The organism is Halorubrum sp. 48-1-W (genome assembly GCF_003287355.1).
In the GTDB taxonomy this organism is placed as follows: domain Archaea; phylum Halobacteriota; class Halobacteria; order Halobacteriales; family Haloferacaceae; genus Halorubrum.
Genome location: NZ_QMIM01000024.1, coordinates 1 through 14,201 on the forward strand (window position 1 = coordinate 1; position 14,201 = coordinate 14,201).

Here is a 14,201-nt window from a genome sequence, read left to right on the forward strand (position 1 = left end):
TTTTGTCGTTAGACGTGGTTTGCCCGGGTAGCAGCGTTTCCATAGGTGAAATCCTATTCTTCAGATATATTCTCACCTGAAACAGCCGGTCGGTGAGAGCTGCTTATGGGACGGTTGTTTCGATGGAGATTGGGGTGAGTAGAATAGGATCGTTGCGGGCGAGGTGAACACGTCCAAAGCCCCAGCTGTTCGGTACTACAGAGCAGAGAGTACTCTCTCGGAGAACACCTCCAAAGCCCCAGCCGCGAGGCGGGCGCACGCTCGCTGCGGTTCTCAGTCGCTCGCATTGCTCCTCCCTGCGGTCCTTGTGTCGCCTGCGCCCGCCTCGCGACTGCCTCTTTGAGTCCCACCCCGCACCGCACAGCCCCGCACCTCACGCCTCCCCAGCCTCGTCGACCGGCCTCCGCTTCGCTCCGGCCGGTCGACTCCCTCGCGGGCTCCTCGCGCCCAGTCGGGCGCTCGGAGGCGCGCCACCGCGATCGTTCGTTCCTTCATCTGTACTGACCGGAGCCAGGATAGAATATATCACTTGCTGAGGATTTCAACAGAGCCACCATAGCCCGACGTGCGGTCGACGAACCCCAGCGCACGCGTTCAACGGCGCATCGGAACACCGATCCAGCGCGTCGTCCGGCCGGCACTCCCTCGGCCGTCACCCCGGACGACCCGCCCGCGGACCGCTGTCGCTTTACCCGCGGACCTCCGCGTGTTCGTATGAGCGACTGGGTGAGCCTCTTTTCCGGCGGGAAGGACTCCTCGTGGGCGCTGTACCGCGCACTCGAGGAAGGATTGGACGTCTCGCGGCTCCTGACCGTCCACCCCGCCGGCGACTCGTACATGTACCACACGCCGGCGACGCACCTGGCGGAACTCGCCGCCGAGAGCGTCGGGATCGACCTCGTCGAGGTCGAGCCGGACGACTTCGGGGCCGACGACGTCGACGACGCGGGCGCGCAGGGCGACGCCGAGGTGGAGCCGATGGAAGCTGTGCTCCGCGAACTGGCCGGAACGGCCGGGATCGACCTGGCCGGCGTCACCGCCGGGGCGGTCGAAAGCGAGTTTCAGACCGACCGGATCCGCGCGATGTGCGACCGGCTCGGGATCGACCTCTTCGCACCGCTCTGGGGGGAGGACCCCGTCGAACTCGCCGAGGCGATGTTCGAGGCGGGCTTCGATATCAGGATCGTCCAGGTGGCCGCCTACGGTCTCGACGAGTCCTGGATCGGGCGTCGCTACGACGCCGACGCCCTCGACGAACTGCTCGACCTCCGGGAGGCGTACGGCGTCCACCCGCTCGGCGAGGGCGGAGAGTTCGAGACGTTCGTCGTCGACGGCCCCCACATGGACCGCCGGATCGACCTCTCCTACCGGACGGTCTGGGAGGGTGACCGCGGCCACCTCGAGGTGACGGAGGCGACGCTCGAGTAGACCGCGACCCCGACAGTGGGTGTACCGTTTTTTAGTACGTGGCCCCCTCGTCGGTGACATGGAGTTCGACCGGTACCGCGAGGCTGTCGCTGCGAACCGACGGAAACACGGATTCGACGTCGTCGACGGGGGAGACGACGACTTCGATCGGATCTGGAGCGCCAACGAGGACGACCCGACGGTCGGGAGCGTATCGCTCTTCGCCACCGTCGTGAACGCGAACGACGCCGATCCCGAGGACGTCATCGCCACCGCCGACCGGTTCAGGGAGGTTCTCGCCGACCTGACCGACGGGACGAGCGCCGCCACACCGATCGGGTACGTCGTGTTCGCCGTCGACTCCGCTCACGACGACCTCGTCTCGGCGGCCACCTCCTACACCGTCGCCGAGCGTCGGTCGAACGTGTTCCCACTGGTGTACGATCTCGAGAGCGAGACGCTCCACACGCACCCCGTTCCGCGGCTCAAGGGCCGGGGGATCTATCAGCGACAGAGCGAGGACGCCGAACGGTTCTTCGACGTCTGACGGTAGACACGATCCGTCTCGGGGGCGTCGCTCAGGGCCAGTTGCCGCCCTGCTCGTAGGCGTCCACGACCCGGCGGAGCGCGACGACGTACGCAGCCGTCCGGAGGTTCGGGAGGTTCTCGGACTCGTACGTCTCGACGATCTCCTCGAACGCTCCGGTGATCACGCGTTCGAGCTCCTCGTTGACGCGCGCTTCGGTCCAGTGGAACCGCTGTCGGTTCTGGACCCACTCGAAGTACGAGACAGTGACCCCGCCCGCGTTCGCGAACACGTCGGGGACGACCCACGTCCCGCGTTCGGTGAGCACGTCGTCCGCGCCGGGCGTGAGCGGGCCGTTCGCAGCCTCCACGACGACGTCCGCCTCGAGGTCCGTCGCGAGGTCGGCGTCGACGGCGTTCTCCAGGGCGGCGGGCACGAGCAGGTCGACGTCGAGCGTCAGTAGCTCCTCGTTGGTGATCGACTCGGCGTCGCCGTATCCCGAGACGGCCCCCGTCTCGATCTTGTAGTCTTTGACCGCGCGCGTGTCGAGGCCGTCGGGGTCGTAGATCCCGCCGCCCGAGTCGGAGACGGCGACGACGCTCGCGCCGAGGTCATCGATGAGCGCCGCCGCCACCGACCCGGCGTTGCCGTACCCCTGGACCGCGACGGTCGCGTCCTCGACGTCGCGGTCGAGCCAGTCGAACGTCTCCCGTGCAGCGAGCATCGTCGACCGGCCGGTTGCCTCGACGCGTCCCTCGCTGCCACCCGAGTCGAGCGCCTTCCCGGTGATAACCCCGGGGGCGGTCGTGTTCTCCAACGTCTCGTAGGTGTCCTTGATCCAGTTCATCTCCCGCTGGCCGGTGTTCACGTCCGGTGCGGGGATGTCGCGGTCCTCGCCGATCAGCGGCCGGAGCTCCGTCGCGAAGCCTCTCGTGAGCCGCTCGAGTTCGTCCGTCGAGTACTCGGCCGGCTCGACCGCGATACCGCCCTTCCCGCCGCCGTACGGGATATCTACGACCGCGCACTTGTACACCATCCAACCCGAGAGCGCCTTCACCTCGTCGCGGGTGACGCCGGGGTGATAGCGGATCCCGCCCTTGTAGGGGCCTCGGTCGCCGTTGAACTGCGAGCGATAGGCACGGACGGTCTCCAGCGAGCCGTCGTCGCGCTCGAACGTCAGGTTCGTCTCCAGCACCCGCTCCGGGTTCTTCAGCCGTTCGATGACCCCCTCGTCGGCGTCGAGGTACACCGCGGCGTCGTCGATCTGTTCCTTCAGGCTCTCGTACGGGTTAGCCTCGTCGCCCATACCTCGACCATCCCAACCGCGTGAGTTAACGGTGGCGGCTACCGGCACCCCTTCGCGAACACGGTCAACGGTCACCTCGAGTTCCACGCAGTCCAGCGGCCGCGGCGCGCTCGAGCACGCGCTCCGCTTGGGCGACGAGCGGCGCGTCGATCATCTCCCCGTCGACCTCGAAGACTCCCCGGTCGGCACGGTCCGCAGTGTCCCGGGCAGTGAGTACCCGCTCGGCCCACTCGATCTCGTCCGATCCCGGCGTGAACGCCTCGTTGATCGGGTCGACCTGGTCCGGATGGATCGCCAGCTTGCCGTCGTAGCCGAGCGTGGCCGCGAACTCGGCCTCCTCGCGGAGTCCCGCCTCGTCGGTGAAGTCGGTGTGAACGGTGTCGAGCGCGTCGACGCCCCCGGCGCTGGCTGTGAGGACGACGTGTTCGCGGGCGTAGAGCACCTCCGTCCCCTCCGCTGTCCGCGTCGCGCCGAGGTCGGCTGTGAGGTCCTCCGCGCCGAAGACGAGGGCAGTCGTCGCCGGGGCGGTCGCGATCTCCCGGGCAGCGAGGACGCCCTCCGCGGTCTCGACGAGCGCGAAGACGACCGGATCGATCCCGCGTTCGGTACACAGTTCGGCGACCCGATCGACCGCCGCAGCTTCCTCCACTTTCGGGAGCATGACCGCGTCGAGCCGGATGTGATCCCCCGTTTCGGACCCGCCTTCGTCCCCCTTCCCGACGATCGCGTCGAGGTCGGTTTCGGGATCGCTCGCGGTCGGGCGGACGCACACCTCCGCGTCGGGATCGAAGGCGGGATCCGAGAGGACCGATCGGACCGCCTCGCGGGCGGAGTCCTTGCGTGCGGGGGCGACGGCGTCCTCCAGGTCGAAACACAGCACGTCCGCGTCCGTTCCGGGGGCCTTCCGCATTAGTTCCGGTCGGTCGCCGGGCGAGAACAGGAGGCTCCGTCGAGACATGTCGGTGTCTCCTCGGGGACGCGCAATAAATCGGTCGCGAGGACGGCCTCCCGTCGGTTCGACCGGGAGCCGTCGTCGCGGTCGACAGCGATATGTGACCGCCCGTGGAGGGGTTCGGCATGACGGGACGCTACTACGAGGAGTTCGAGGTCGGCGAGACGATCGAACACCGGCGGCGGCGGACGGTGAGCGAGGCCGACAACCAGCGCTTCTGTGACATGACGATGAACCAGCAACCGCTCCACCTAGACTCGGCGTTCGCGGCCGACACGCAGTTCGGCGAACGGCTCGTCAACGGCCTCTACACCATGTCGCTCGCGGTCGGCGTCTCGATCCCTGAGACGACGGACGGGACCATCGTCGCCAACCTCTCGTACGACGACGTCGAGCATCCGAACCCCGTCTTCCACGGCGACACGATCCGGGCGCGATCGACCGTGACCGACAAACGCGAGACGAGCGACGGCGACCGCGGGATAGTAACCATGCGCGTCGAAGCGTTCAAGACGGTCGACGGGGACGACGACGTGCTCGTCTGTTCGTTCGAGCGGACCGCCCTCTCGCTGAAGCGACCCGAGGGCGACGGGGAACTCGAGGGCGACGAAGCGACCTGAGGATGACGAGGAACTCGAGGGCGACGAAGCGACCTGAGGGCGACCGGGCGGCCGAAGGGGACGGGGTCGGACGTTTACTCCTCCGCGAGCAACAGCCCGAGGTATGACGTTCGAACCTGGTCGTCCGCGTCGATCCCGAGCGTCCTCAGGGTCTCGATCGCGGCCTCCCTGGTCGGATCGATGGCGTCCTCAGCGTCGACCGCCCGTTCGATCTCGACGAACTCACCGACCCGGTCGACGGAATCCAGCGCGACGGTGAACCCCTCGAATCGCCAGTACTCCCGGCGCTTCTCGACGGTCGCTGCGGGCTCGAACCCGAGTCCGTCGAGGACCCCCGCGAGCTCCTCGCCGTCTTCCACGCCCGTCTCGTGTTCCGAGCGGGTCTTCGAGCCGTCGTCGACCAACGGTCCCTTGTAGGTGAGCCGGACCGACTCGCCGGCGTCGGACGCGTCGTCCGTCGTCGCTCCCCGATCGTCCGTCGTCGCTTCCCGATCGTCCGTCGTCGCTTCCCGATCGTCCGTCGTCTCCCTGCGGATCCGCAACGCCTCGTCGGTCTCGGCGAACTCGCGGTGGGGCGCGTCGTAGTAGACGTCCCGTTGCCGGCGGACCGCCCCGGGGTCGGCGCCGCCCTCCCGGAGCCGGCTCCGGACCGTTTCGAGGTCCGCCGGGACCTTGATCTCGACCTCGTACATACGTCCGCCTCGCCGGCAGTCGTGAAAAGGCCGACGGGACGGTTCCGGCCCGAACCGTGCGCCTTAAGAGTGTAACGGGTGATGTTCCGCTATGAGCGATCAGGAGCAGGCGGACGCGGCCGAGAGCGCCGAAGGGGCCGACGCCGAATCGGACGCCGAACCGGAGACCGAGGACGCCGGACTCGCCGACGGCGACTTCGTCCGACTCGCCTACACCATCCGGACGGCCGACGACGGCGACGTCATCGACACGACCGACGAGGCGGTCGCCGAGGAGGCCGAGATAGACACCGAGGAGTACGAGTTCGAACCTCGGATCGTCGCGCTCGGCGCCGGCCACGTCTTCCCGACCGTCGAGGAGGCGCTGACGGGAGCCTCCGTCGGCGACGAGGGGTCCGTCGACGTCCCCGCCGAGGACGCATTCGGCGAGTACGACCCCGAGGAGGTCGAGACGGTCAAGGCCGACAAGATCCCCGAGGACAGCCGCTACCCCGGCGCGCAGGTCCAGATCGACAACCAGCAGGGTCACCTCGAGACGATCATCGGCGGCCGCGCCCGCGTCGACTTCAACCACCCGCTCGCCGGCGAGGACCTCGAGTACGAGTACGAGGTGCTCGAGGTCATCGAGGACCGCGAGGAGAAGGCCGCCGGCATGCTCGGGATGTACCTCCAGGACGCCCCCGAGGTCCGGATCGAGACCGTCGTCGAGGAGGAGGAGACCGTCACCGAGGACGACGACGGTGAGGAGGTCGTCGAGACCGAGGAGGTCGAAAAGGACGTGCTCTACGTCACGGCGACCCAGGCGATGCAGATGAACCAGCAGTGGATGTTCCAGAAACAGCAGATTGCCCAGGACCTCATGGGCCGTCTCGACCTCGACCGCGTCGTCGTCGAGGAGGTCATCGAGGGCGGCGGCATGGGCGGGCTCGGCGGCATGATGGGCGGTATGGGCGGTGCCGGTGCCGGCGACATCGAGGAGGCGTTGGAGGACATCGACGTCGACGCCGACGACATTGCCGAGGAACTCGACGACGAGCTCGACGAGGAGTGACGGCCGGTCGACGGCGAAGTGTACCGACCGGTCGACGGCGTCGGCCACTCCACGGCCGAACCGATCCTTTTGCGTAGGTCCACGTCCACGGTCGCGTATGGAGATCGAACGGGCACGTGAGGACGTCCTCGTCGCGACGTCGGCCGCGGTCACGACCGTCCTCGTCGCCGTCATCTCGAGTCTCGTCTCCGGGGTCGCGGTCGGGACGTTGCCAGCGCTCGCGCCGCTCGCCGTGTACTTCGTGTACCTCTTCACGCGCAAGGGCGGTCCGTACGGGTCGCTCGACACCCCGCGCAACTGGGCGGCCCTCGCGGTCGCCGTCGGCGTCGTCGTACTCGTGACTGCGACGCTCTGAGGACGTTCGGAGTGCGGGAAGCTGTGTCCCGCGGCGGTCAGGCGATGTCTCTGCTCGTGTCGACGGCGACCGTGTCGGTGAGCTTGAGCTTGACCGGTTCCTCGAGGGCCGCCCCGCCGCGGAACTTCGGCACTGCGAGACGGTTCTCGATGGCGGTTCCCGTCACCATCGTCCGGAGGTCGAAGACGACGTCCGCGACCTGCTCGGTCGCGATCCGGTTCCGGGACCGTTCGCCGCCCGACTTGAGTGCGTGAAGGAACGCCGTCGCGTCCGCCTCGTCGACCCGGCTGTCGAGGTCCGTCAGGAGTGACCGATACTGGACCGGATCCGCGTCTTCGAGGGGTTCCGTGGAGTCGACGATCACCGTTCCGTCCTCCGGGATCGACTCCAGATACGTTCGCGCGCTCTCGATCGGGTCCTCGCCGTCGACGGACTCGACGACCGGCTCCCCGGTCTCGACGGACGATACAGCGAGGCCGCTCTCGACCGCATCGGCCGACCGAACGGTCGTCAGGTACAGGCTCTCGCGGACGCCCGCGAACGTGTTCAAGAACAGTTCGGACTGGCTAGCCGGGCCGGCTTTCAACGCCACCACGCTCCCGGCGGGGAGCCCGCCGTCGAGCTCCCTGTCCAGGACCGGGATCCCGGTCGGCAGCCGCTCCATGGGCGCAACTGACTCCTGTGGACGTTTGGCTCTGTCGATGACGGAGCCGCCAGGACGCCCCGACGCGACGCCCCGACCTCGGTTCACGCGATCCGCCACCGGCCTTCGCCGTACGCCTCGACGAGTGCCCGTGCGGCTGTGTCGTACGCGGATTCGACGTCCGCGTCCTCGAGCGGCGTCGGTGCTCGGGGCGGGATCCGGCCGAGCACGGGACAGTCGAACAGGTCCGAAACCGCGTCCGGAACCGACCGAGCGCGGGTGACGACGACCCCGAGGGGCGGGCACCCGAGCCGTCGAGCTATCACAGCGGTCTTCGCGACGTCACGGAGCGCTGGACGGCGGAGCGGCGTCACCAACACACAGCGGTCGGCCGTACGTAGCGGCGCAGCCACGTCCGGCGACGCCCCCGCCGGACAGTCGAGGAGGAGCGGTGCCTCCTCGGGGACTGCGTCGGAGAGGTCGGCGAAGACGGCGACCGCGTCGTGCTCCCGTGGCCGTTCCGGCGCGTCGAGCACGACCGGCGTACAGCGGTCGACGGGGACCGGCCGCTCGCTGCGGGCAACCTGCGTGACCGTCGGCCGTTCGCCCCGTTCGATCGGGTTCGAGCCGAGCGGTTCGGCCCCGTCCACCTCGGAGCGAGTAGCCTCGGGCGTCGCGACCGGTGTTCCGGTCTCGTCGGCCAACTTCGCGAGGTTCGGCAGGCCCCAGTCGGCGTCCGCGGAAACGACCGGTGCGCCCCGTCGGGAGAGCGCCCGTGCGAGTCCGACGGTCGTGGTCGTCTTGCCGCTTCCTCCCTTCCCACCGGCGACTGCTATCACGCGACCGGATGGGTCGTTATCCGAAATAAAGGGACGGTCGAACGGAGGACTAGTCGTGACAGCAGCCGCCGGCCTCGCCGCCGAAGTCGACGGCGAGCGGCTCCGATATCGCCTCGTTGACTGCCTCGAGCCGCTCTGCGAGGTCGTCCTGTGCGTCGAGGAACTCGCTCATCACGGGCATCGAGTGGAGTTCCTCCTGGGCGTTCTGGACGCGATGGAGGGCGGACTGGGTCGCGTCGCCGGTCTGGCGTGCCTGCATGAACTCGGCGCGGATCCGCTCGAACTCGTCGATCCGTTCCTGGACGTCCTCGTCACGCTGGACAGCCTCGCGTGCCTCCTCGAAACGCTCGTACTCGTGTGTGTGTGCGATCCGCTCGCCGAGTTCGCGTCCGAGCTCCTCGATTGGGGCCTGTTCGACGCTCATGGGTCACGTTACGAGTCGATCGGTTTCAACCTGCCGGAGGTGGGCGGACCGCGAGCCGGAGGGGAGGTCGGGTGGCGGGTCCGCGTATCGTTCCGAGATGGACGCGGGCCTTTTGAGCGATCGTCCACAACGATCGGCCATGCCCGACGAGCCGGCGGAGAACATCAGCGGCGGTCCGGACGGCGGTGGCGAGATCGAGGAGTTCACGCCCGGCGACGGGGAGTCCCGCGCCGAGGCGATCGTCGACGAACTCGGCGAGTTGTACTGGCGGAAGGCGTACGGTGGCAGTGACGGGTTCGAGTGTCTCGTCCGGACGATCCTCTCACAGAACACCTCCGACAAGGCGAGCCAGCCCGCACACGACTCGCTGCTGGGGCGGTACGGCCCCGCCGACCGGCTGGCCGAGACGCTGGCGGACGCCGACCGCGAGGAACTGGCGGAGACGATCGCGTCGGCCGGCCTCTACAACCAGAAGTCCGAGGTGATCGTGGACGCGGCAGTCTGGGCCCTCGAGGAGTTCGGCTCGACGGCTGCGTTCGACCGGTTCGTCACCGAGGGCGATCCGGGCGACGTCCGCGACACGCTGTTGTCCGTGAACGGGGTCGGCCCGAAGACGGCGGACTGCGTCCTGCTCTTCGCGGGCGGGCGCGGCGGCGTCTTCCCCGTGGACACCCACGTTCACCGGATCGCCCGACGGATGGGGGTAGCCCCGCCCGACGCCGACCACGAGGAGGTTCGCGAGGCGATAGAGGCCGAGGTACAGCCGGAGAAGTGCGGCTTCGGACACACCGCGATGATCCAGTTCGGCCGCGAGTACTGCTCCGCGCGCGAGCCCGCGTGTCTCGACGGGCCGGAGGCCTGCCCGCTGTACGACCTGTGTGACCGGGTCGGGATCGACGAGTTCGACGGCACCGTCGTCGACCCCGGCGACCCCACAGCGACTGCCGGCGACTGATCCCCCGCCGATCGGTGGGGACGTTGACCCGTCTCCGCGGTCGTCGCAGTCGACCCACAAGCACTTACGGCGTCCGCGAGGACGGGAGGTATGTCCACAACCGAGCGTTCGGATACGGTACGGCGTCTCGCCGCCGGCACTGCGGGCGGACTCGTGGCGTACGTCCTCGGCTACCTCGTCGTGTACGCCACCCAGCTCAGCCGGATCGGCGAAGAGCTCCGGGGGTTCAACGTCTTCGCCGACCTCTTCGGCGGCGACCCGATCCCGGCGTGGCAGGCGGTCGGGTGGGTGTTCTACAACGCGCACCTTGTCGCCACCGAGCTGCCGGCCCCGCTCGGCGGGACGCGCGTGGTGAACTTCATCGCCGAGACGGACGCCGGATCGCTGACGGCGATGTACGTCGTTCCCCCCGTGCTCCTGTTCGTTGCCGGCCTCCTCGCGGGACGGATCGCGTCGGCGACGGAGCCCACGGAGGGTGCCCTCGCCGGCGGTCTCGTCGCCGTCGGGTACCTCCCGCTCGCGCTCTTCGGGGTCGTCGCCTTCGGCTACTCGATCGGCGACGGGACGATCGCCCCCGTCCTCCTCACGGCCGGACTGCTCGCGGGGATCGTCTATCCCGCCGTCTTCGGCGCGCTCGGCGGCACAGCAGGGACGCTTCTCGGGAGCGAGTGAGCGAACCGAACGCCGGACCCCGGCGACGCTCGCCGAACCGTACGTCGCTGTCGTGTCAGTACCCGCCTTCGGGGTCGAACCGGTCGCCGTACTCGCGAACGGGGTCGACGGGTCGGCCCTCGTCGGTCTCGGGTGCGACGTAGTCGACGAACGACTCGACGTCCGGCTCGCGGACGCGGACGTCGACGTCGATGTCACCGAGCTCGTCGGGGTCGCCGACTGCGAAGTTGACGACGCCCTCGAAGGCCGCCTGCTTCTTCAGAGCGAAGGAGAACCCTTCGTCCGTCGCTTCGTTCAGGAACACTCGCCGGGCGGTGTCGAGGATCTCCTGTTCGTGGAGGACGTCGGAGAACGCGTCGAGGGTGTGCGTCTCCGCGACGAGCTGTCCGTCCTCGTGGACCGGCTCGGCGTCGGGGAACACGTTCCGGACCGCGTCCGCGACCCGGTCCGTCACCTCGGTGTCGTTGACCGGCGCGACGATCCGGACGTCGACGCTGTAGATCACGGTCGACCACCGCCGGTAGCGGGGTCGGCGTCGGGGTCGGCCGAGCCGCCGGCCCCCTCGGTGGTATCGTCGGTCGCCTCGTCGTCGCGGCCACCCTCCTCCACGTCGAGCACCTCGCGGACCCGTTCGCGGAACGCCTCGAGCGTTCCGGTGTTGTCGATCTCGACGTCGGCGCGCTCTAGGGTCTCGCCGAGCCCGAGGTCGATCTCGCGTTCGTCGCGTTCGCGGAGCGCCTCGAGGTCGGCGTCGGAGTCGTCGCGGCCCCGCTCGCCCAGCCGTTCCGCGCGGAGTTCGAAGGGTGCGTGGATCGCGACGAGCGTGAACCCGTCGCCGAAGGCCTCGCGGAACCGCTCCAACTCGACCGTCGAGCGGAGGCCGTCGACGAGGACCGTCCCCGCAGTGCGCTCGTCGGCCGTCTCGCGGATCCGCGGGATCGTCCGGGCGGCGATGGCGTCGTCGCCCTCCTCCTCGCGGAGGACGCCGGCGATCCGGCCGTGGTGTTCGGCCGGGTCGAGGCCTCGGTCGCGACACTCCTCGCGGATCACGTCGCCCATGACGACGACCGGAACCCCGGCGGACTCGGCGACGTTCGCCGCCTCGCCCTTGCCGCTCCCCGGGAGGCCGACGGTACCGATGACGTTCATTACCGTCGGCTACCCGCGTCGTGGACTTAGGCTTGCTGTTGCGGTTCCCTCCGATCCGACGCGAACCACGACGGTTTTTACCCGCCCACACGGATAGTCGGGGCGAGGGCACGTAGCTCAGCCAGGATAGAGCGTCGGACTTCTAATCCGATGGTCGTGGGTTCGAATCCCACCGTGCTCGTGGCGAACGGCACAACGGTCGTGCCGTTCGGCCGAGACTAGGGATTCGAACCCTCTCAGTCGCGCACAGCGAGCGATGCGAGCGAGCACGTCCGATTTCGGTTCGAATCCCACCGTGCTCGTTCACCTCCGTTCACGCACACGGTGTACCCCCGGTCGCTTCGCTCACGGGGATCCCACCGTGACCGTTCATTCCGAGCTCGTGGCGGCTCGTTCTACGCCCCGGACGAGGACGTGAACCGCAATCGGTACTCGTAGTACTCGTCGCCGTACAGCACCGTCCCCGTGCCGTGTTCGGCGTCGCTGAAGGCGTCACTCTCGACGTTTCCGTCGAGGTAGGCGCGCTCGTGAAGCGCCGTCACCACGTCCCGATACGCGTCGGAATACGGATGCGTCTCCTCGTACTCGCCCCCGCGAGCCGACCGAAGCACCTCCGATTCGTCCGTGGAGAGCGCGTCACGGGTGATCCGAGCGTCGACGAAGGTCGCCCGGAGGATCGCCTCCATTCGCTCGGGACTCGTCGCGACGGGTTCGACGGTCGCGCGATGGACCGGCTCGTAGAACCGCTCTTCGGCGACCTCGACGGCGTACTCCGTCTCGCGGTAGACGACGCGGTCGGGACCGTCCTCGGACAGGACCCGGCTCGTTTCGACCGCCCCCTCGGACCGGTAGACGTAGCCGCCGCGTTGAACCAACCCCCACGGGACGCCACCCTCGTTGCGGCGGGCACGGGCGGCCATGTGTGCGATCTCGACGGCTCGTTGGTCGCTTTGGGGAAGCTCCTCGACAGCGACAGCGTCGACGTCGGTGTCGCCACCGTCGTCGATCCGCGTCCCGTCCCGAAGTCTGAGGACGGGACGAGTCTCGGCGGCTTCGTCGACCACGACCGACCCGGCCCGGTAGTAGGTTCCGTCCGCTCTGACGTACGTGGGATCGTCGGGGGTGGACCGGAACGGCGTTCGGTACTGTGTCGTGTACGTCGATCCCTCGAGCGTCGTCCGGAAGGCCTCCTCGGCGTCCGGTGAGCGGGCATCGGCGAGGTCGATCACGTACCGATCCCGGAGGTTATCGCTCCGAGGAGACAGGGTGAAACGTAGGGACCGTTCGGCGGATCCGTCGGGTTCGCCGGCCCCGCTCTCGACGGAACCGAACGGCCCGAGACAGCCCGCGACCGCGGCGACCGCGGTCGCACAACCGGCACCCAACAGTCGTCGTCTGGTCGTCGACTCCTCCGTCATACCTGAGCGACGTCTCGATCGGGTAAAGACGTTGGTGTGGCTCAAACGGCTCTTTGATCCTACGCGTCGCCCCGGCGGTGACGGTAGCGCTCGGACCGGGTAGGATACTCGAACCGGGGCGTCGGTGGAGTTATGTTCACACTCGCGACATCGCCGGTATGGACGACACTCGGGTCGCGATCGTGACGGCGGCGGGAAGCGGCATCGGAGAGGCGTGCGCTCGGCGGCTGAACGACGACGGGTACGTGCCGGTGTTGTTGTCGCCGTCGGGTAGCGCCGTCGACGTCGCCAACGACCTCGGCGGCGACGGCTTCGAGGGCTCGGTCACCGACCCCGACGACCTGCGGGCGCTCGTCGAGACGACCCACGAGCGGTACGGCCGGATCGACGCCGTGGTGAACAACACCGGGCACCCGCCCTCCGGCGACCTCGTCGAGATCTCCGACGAGGAGTGGTACGAGGGGATGGACCTGGTGTTGCTGAACGTCGTCCGGATGGCCCGGCTCGTCACGCCGATCATGGAAGCACAGGGTGACGGGGCGATCGTGAACGTCTCGACGTTCTCGGCGTTCGAGCCCTCGAGCGACTTCCCCGTGTCGTCGGTGTTGCGGGCTGGCCTCGGGAGCTACACCAAACTCTACGCCGACCGATACGCGTCGGACGGGATCCGCATGAACAGCGTCCTGCCCGGGTTCGTCGACAGCTACGACGTCGACGAGGAGACGAGGGCGCAGATACCGATGGGACGGCCCGCACGGACCGCGGAGATCGCCGACGCGGTCGCGTACCTCCTGTCGGAGGAGTCGAGTTATATCACCGGCCAGAACCTCCGCGTCGACGGCGGGCTCACGTCGTCGGTGTAGGCGATCGCGTGCGGATCGCGGGGGATCGGTCTCGTTAACGACCCAGTCGAGCACGTGTCGTCGCTGGCGCGGTAGGCGTTTTCAAATCCCCGGCCGCTCGAGAGTGTAAGGCAGGAAACGTGACTTCGACGAACACCTCCAAAGCCCCAGTTGCGACGACTCGCGCGGCTTGCTGCGGTCCTCGTCGCTCACTTCGTTCGATCCTCCGGTCCTTGCTGCGCCGTGCTTCGTCCTCGCAACTGCCCCTTTGAGTCCCGCCCGCCGCACCGCGACCGCACCTCACGCCTCCCCAGCCTCGTTGCTCGCGCTCTCGCGCTCGCAACTCCCTC

General features: G+C 68.5%; 17 protein-coding genes and 1 tRNA gene. 9 read left to right on the forward strand and 9 right to left on the reverse strand.

Features of this window, described 5'->3' with window-relative positions; all coding sequences use genetic code 11:
• Window positions 1-714 precede the first annotated feature (714 nt).
• Both DQW50_RS11800 and DQW50_RS11805 read left to right on the forward strand, forming a co-directional pair.
• Window positions 715-1,428 carry a diphthine--ammonia ligase gene (locus DQW50_RS11800; RefSeq protein WP_112079481.1) on the forward strand — a complete coding sequence of 238 codons (714 nt, stop codon included), beginning with the start codon at window positions 715-717 and terminating at the stop codon, window positions 1,426-1,428.
• A gap of 58 nt (window positions 1,429-1,486) precedes the next feature.
• Window positions 1,487-1,954, forward strand: coding sequence for a hypothetical protein (locus tag DQW50_RS11805; RefSeq protein WP_112079482.1), 468 nt, complete (start codon window positions 1,487-1,489; stop codon window positions 1,952-1,954).
• A gap of 31 nt (window positions 1,955-1,985) precedes the next feature.
• Here DQW50_RS11805 and DQW50_RS11810 read toward each other — a convergent pair whose 3' ends face one another.
• Both DQW50_RS11810 and DQW50_RS11815 read right to left on the reverse strand, forming a co-directional pair.
• Window positions 1,986-3,239 (reverse strand): Glu/Leu/Phe/Val dehydrogenase, encoded by a 1,254-nt coding sequence (locus DQW50_RS11810; RefSeq protein WP_112079483.1) that lies wholly within the window; start codon window positions 3,237-3,239, stop codon window positions 1,986-1,988.
• A gap of 64 nt (window positions 3,240-3,303) precedes the next feature.
• A complete protein-coding gene (locus DQW50_RS11815) occupies window positions 3,304-4,197 on the reverse strand; it encodes a CoA ester lyase (RefSeq protein WP_112079484.1) in 894 nt (297 codons plus the stop codon).
• A gap of 119 nt (window positions 4,198-4,316) precedes the next feature.
• On the opposite strand from DQW50_RS11815, the gene DQW50_RS11820 reads away from it, so the two are divergent.
• Window positions 4,317-4,811, forward strand: coding sequence for a MaoC family dehydratase (locus DQW50_RS11820; RefSeq protein ID WP_112079485.1), 495 nt, complete (start codon window positions 4,317-4,319; stop codon window positions 4,809-4,811).
• A gap of 74 nt (window positions 4,812-4,885) precedes the next feature.
• Here the strand turns inward: DQW50_RS11820 and cyaB are convergent, their stop codons facing one another.
• Window positions 4,886-5,503: a class IV adenylate cyclase gene (cyaB, locus tag DQW50_RS11825; protein ID WP_112079486.1), complete on the reverse strand. Its 618-nt coding sequence runs from the start codon at window positions 5,501-5,503 to the stop codon at window positions 4,886-4,888.
• A 91-nt stretch (window positions 5,504-5,594) separates the two neighbouring features.
• Here cyaB and DQW50_RS11830 point away from each other — a divergent pair, with 91 nt between their 5' ends.
• Both DQW50_RS11830 and DQW50_RS11835 read left to right on the forward strand, forming a co-directional pair.
• Complete coding sequence (locus DQW50_RS11830; protein WP_112079487.1) at window positions 5,595-6,554, forward strand: peptidylprolyl isomerase; 960 nt, start codon at window positions 5,595-5,597, stop codon at window positions 6,552-6,554.
• Window positions 6,555-6,651: 97 nt separating this feature from the next.
• Entirely contained in the window at window positions 6,652-6,909 is a 258-nt protein-coding gene (locus tag DQW50_RS11835) for a hypothetical protein (protein ID WP_112079488.1), read from the forward strand.
• Between the two features lie 37 nt (window positions 6,910-6,946).
• Here DQW50_RS11835 and DQW50_RS11840 read toward each other — a convergent pair whose 3' ends face one another.
• The 3 genes from DQW50_RS11840 to DQW50_RS11850 form a co-directional block, all read right to left on the reverse strand.
• Window positions 6,947-7,573 carry an ATPase domain-containing protein gene (locus tag DQW50_RS11840; RefSeq protein ID WP_112079489.1) on the reverse strand — a complete coding sequence of 209 codons (627 nt, stop codon included), beginning with the start codon at window positions 7,571-7,573 and terminating at the stop codon, window positions 6,947-6,949.
• A gap of 83 nt (window positions 7,574-7,656) precedes the next feature.
• A complete protein-coding gene (locus DQW50_RS11845) occupies window positions 7,657-8,391 on the reverse strand; it encodes a P-loop NTPase (protein WP_112079490.1) in 735 nt (244 codons plus the stop codon).
• A gap of 49 nt (window positions 8,392-8,440) precedes the next feature.
• Window positions 8,441-8,815 (reverse strand): YlbF family regulator, encoded by a 375-nt coding sequence (locus tag DQW50_RS11850; protein WP_112079491.1) that lies wholly within the window; start codon window positions 8,813-8,815, stop codon window positions 8,441-8,443.
• 139 nt (window positions 8,816-8,954) lie between these two features.
• On the opposite strand from DQW50_RS11850, the gene nth reads away from it, so the two are divergent.
• Both nth and DQW50_RS11860 read left to right on the forward strand, forming a co-directional pair.
• On the forward strand, window positions 8,955-9,770 hold the full coding sequence (nth, locus tag DQW50_RS11855) for an endonuclease III (RefSeq protein WP_112079492.1): 816 nt from the start codon (window positions 8,955-8,957) through the stop codon (window positions 9,768-9,770).
• 90 nt (window positions 9,771-9,860) lie between these two features.
• Window positions 9,861-10,442, forward strand: coding sequence for a transporter (locus DQW50_RS11860; protein WP_112079493.1), 582 nt, complete (start codon window positions 9,861-9,863; stop codon window positions 10,440-10,442).
• Window positions 10,443-10,497: 55 nt separating this feature from the next.
• Here the strand turns inward: DQW50_RS11860 and DQW50_RS11865 are convergent, their stop codons facing one another.
• Both DQW50_RS11865 and DQW50_RS11870 read right to left on the reverse strand, forming a co-directional pair.
• Window positions 10,498-10,947, reverse strand: coding sequence for an RNA-binding domain-containing protein (locus DQW50_RS11865; RefSeq protein WP_112079494.1), 450 nt, complete (start codon window positions 10,945-10,947; stop codon window positions 10,498-10,500).
• On the reverse strand, window positions 10,944-11,591 hold the full coding sequence (locus tag DQW50_RS11870; protein ID WP_112079495.1) for an AAA family ATPase: 648 nt from the start codon (window positions 11,589-11,591) through the stop codon (window positions 10,944-10,946). Before DQW50_RS11870 ends, DQW50_RS11865 begins: the two co-directional genes overlap by 4 nt.
• 106 nt (window positions 11,592-11,697) lie before the next feature.
• Here DQW50_RS11870 and DQW50_RS11875 point away from each other — a divergent pair.
• A tRNA-Arg gene (locus DQW50_RS11875) sits at window positions 11,698-11,772 on the forward strand.
• Between the two features lie 214 nt (window positions 11,773-11,986).
• Here DQW50_RS11875 and DQW50_RS11880 read toward each other — a convergent pair.
• Window positions 11,987-13,009: a hypothetical protein gene (locus DQW50_RS11880; protein WP_112079496.1), complete on the reverse strand. Its 1,023-nt coding sequence runs from the start codon at window positions 13,007-13,009 to the stop codon at window positions 11,987-11,989.
• A gap of 158 nt (window positions 13,010-13,167) precedes the next feature.
• Here DQW50_RS11880 and DQW50_RS11885 point away from each other — a divergent pair, with 158 nt between their 5' ends.
• Window positions 13,168-13,872, forward strand: coding sequence for an SDR family oxidoreductase (locus DQW50_RS11885; RefSeq protein ID WP_112079497.1), 705 nt, complete (start codon window positions 13,168-13,170; stop codon window positions 13,870-13,872).
• Window positions 13,873-14,201: the final 329 nt, after the last annotated feature.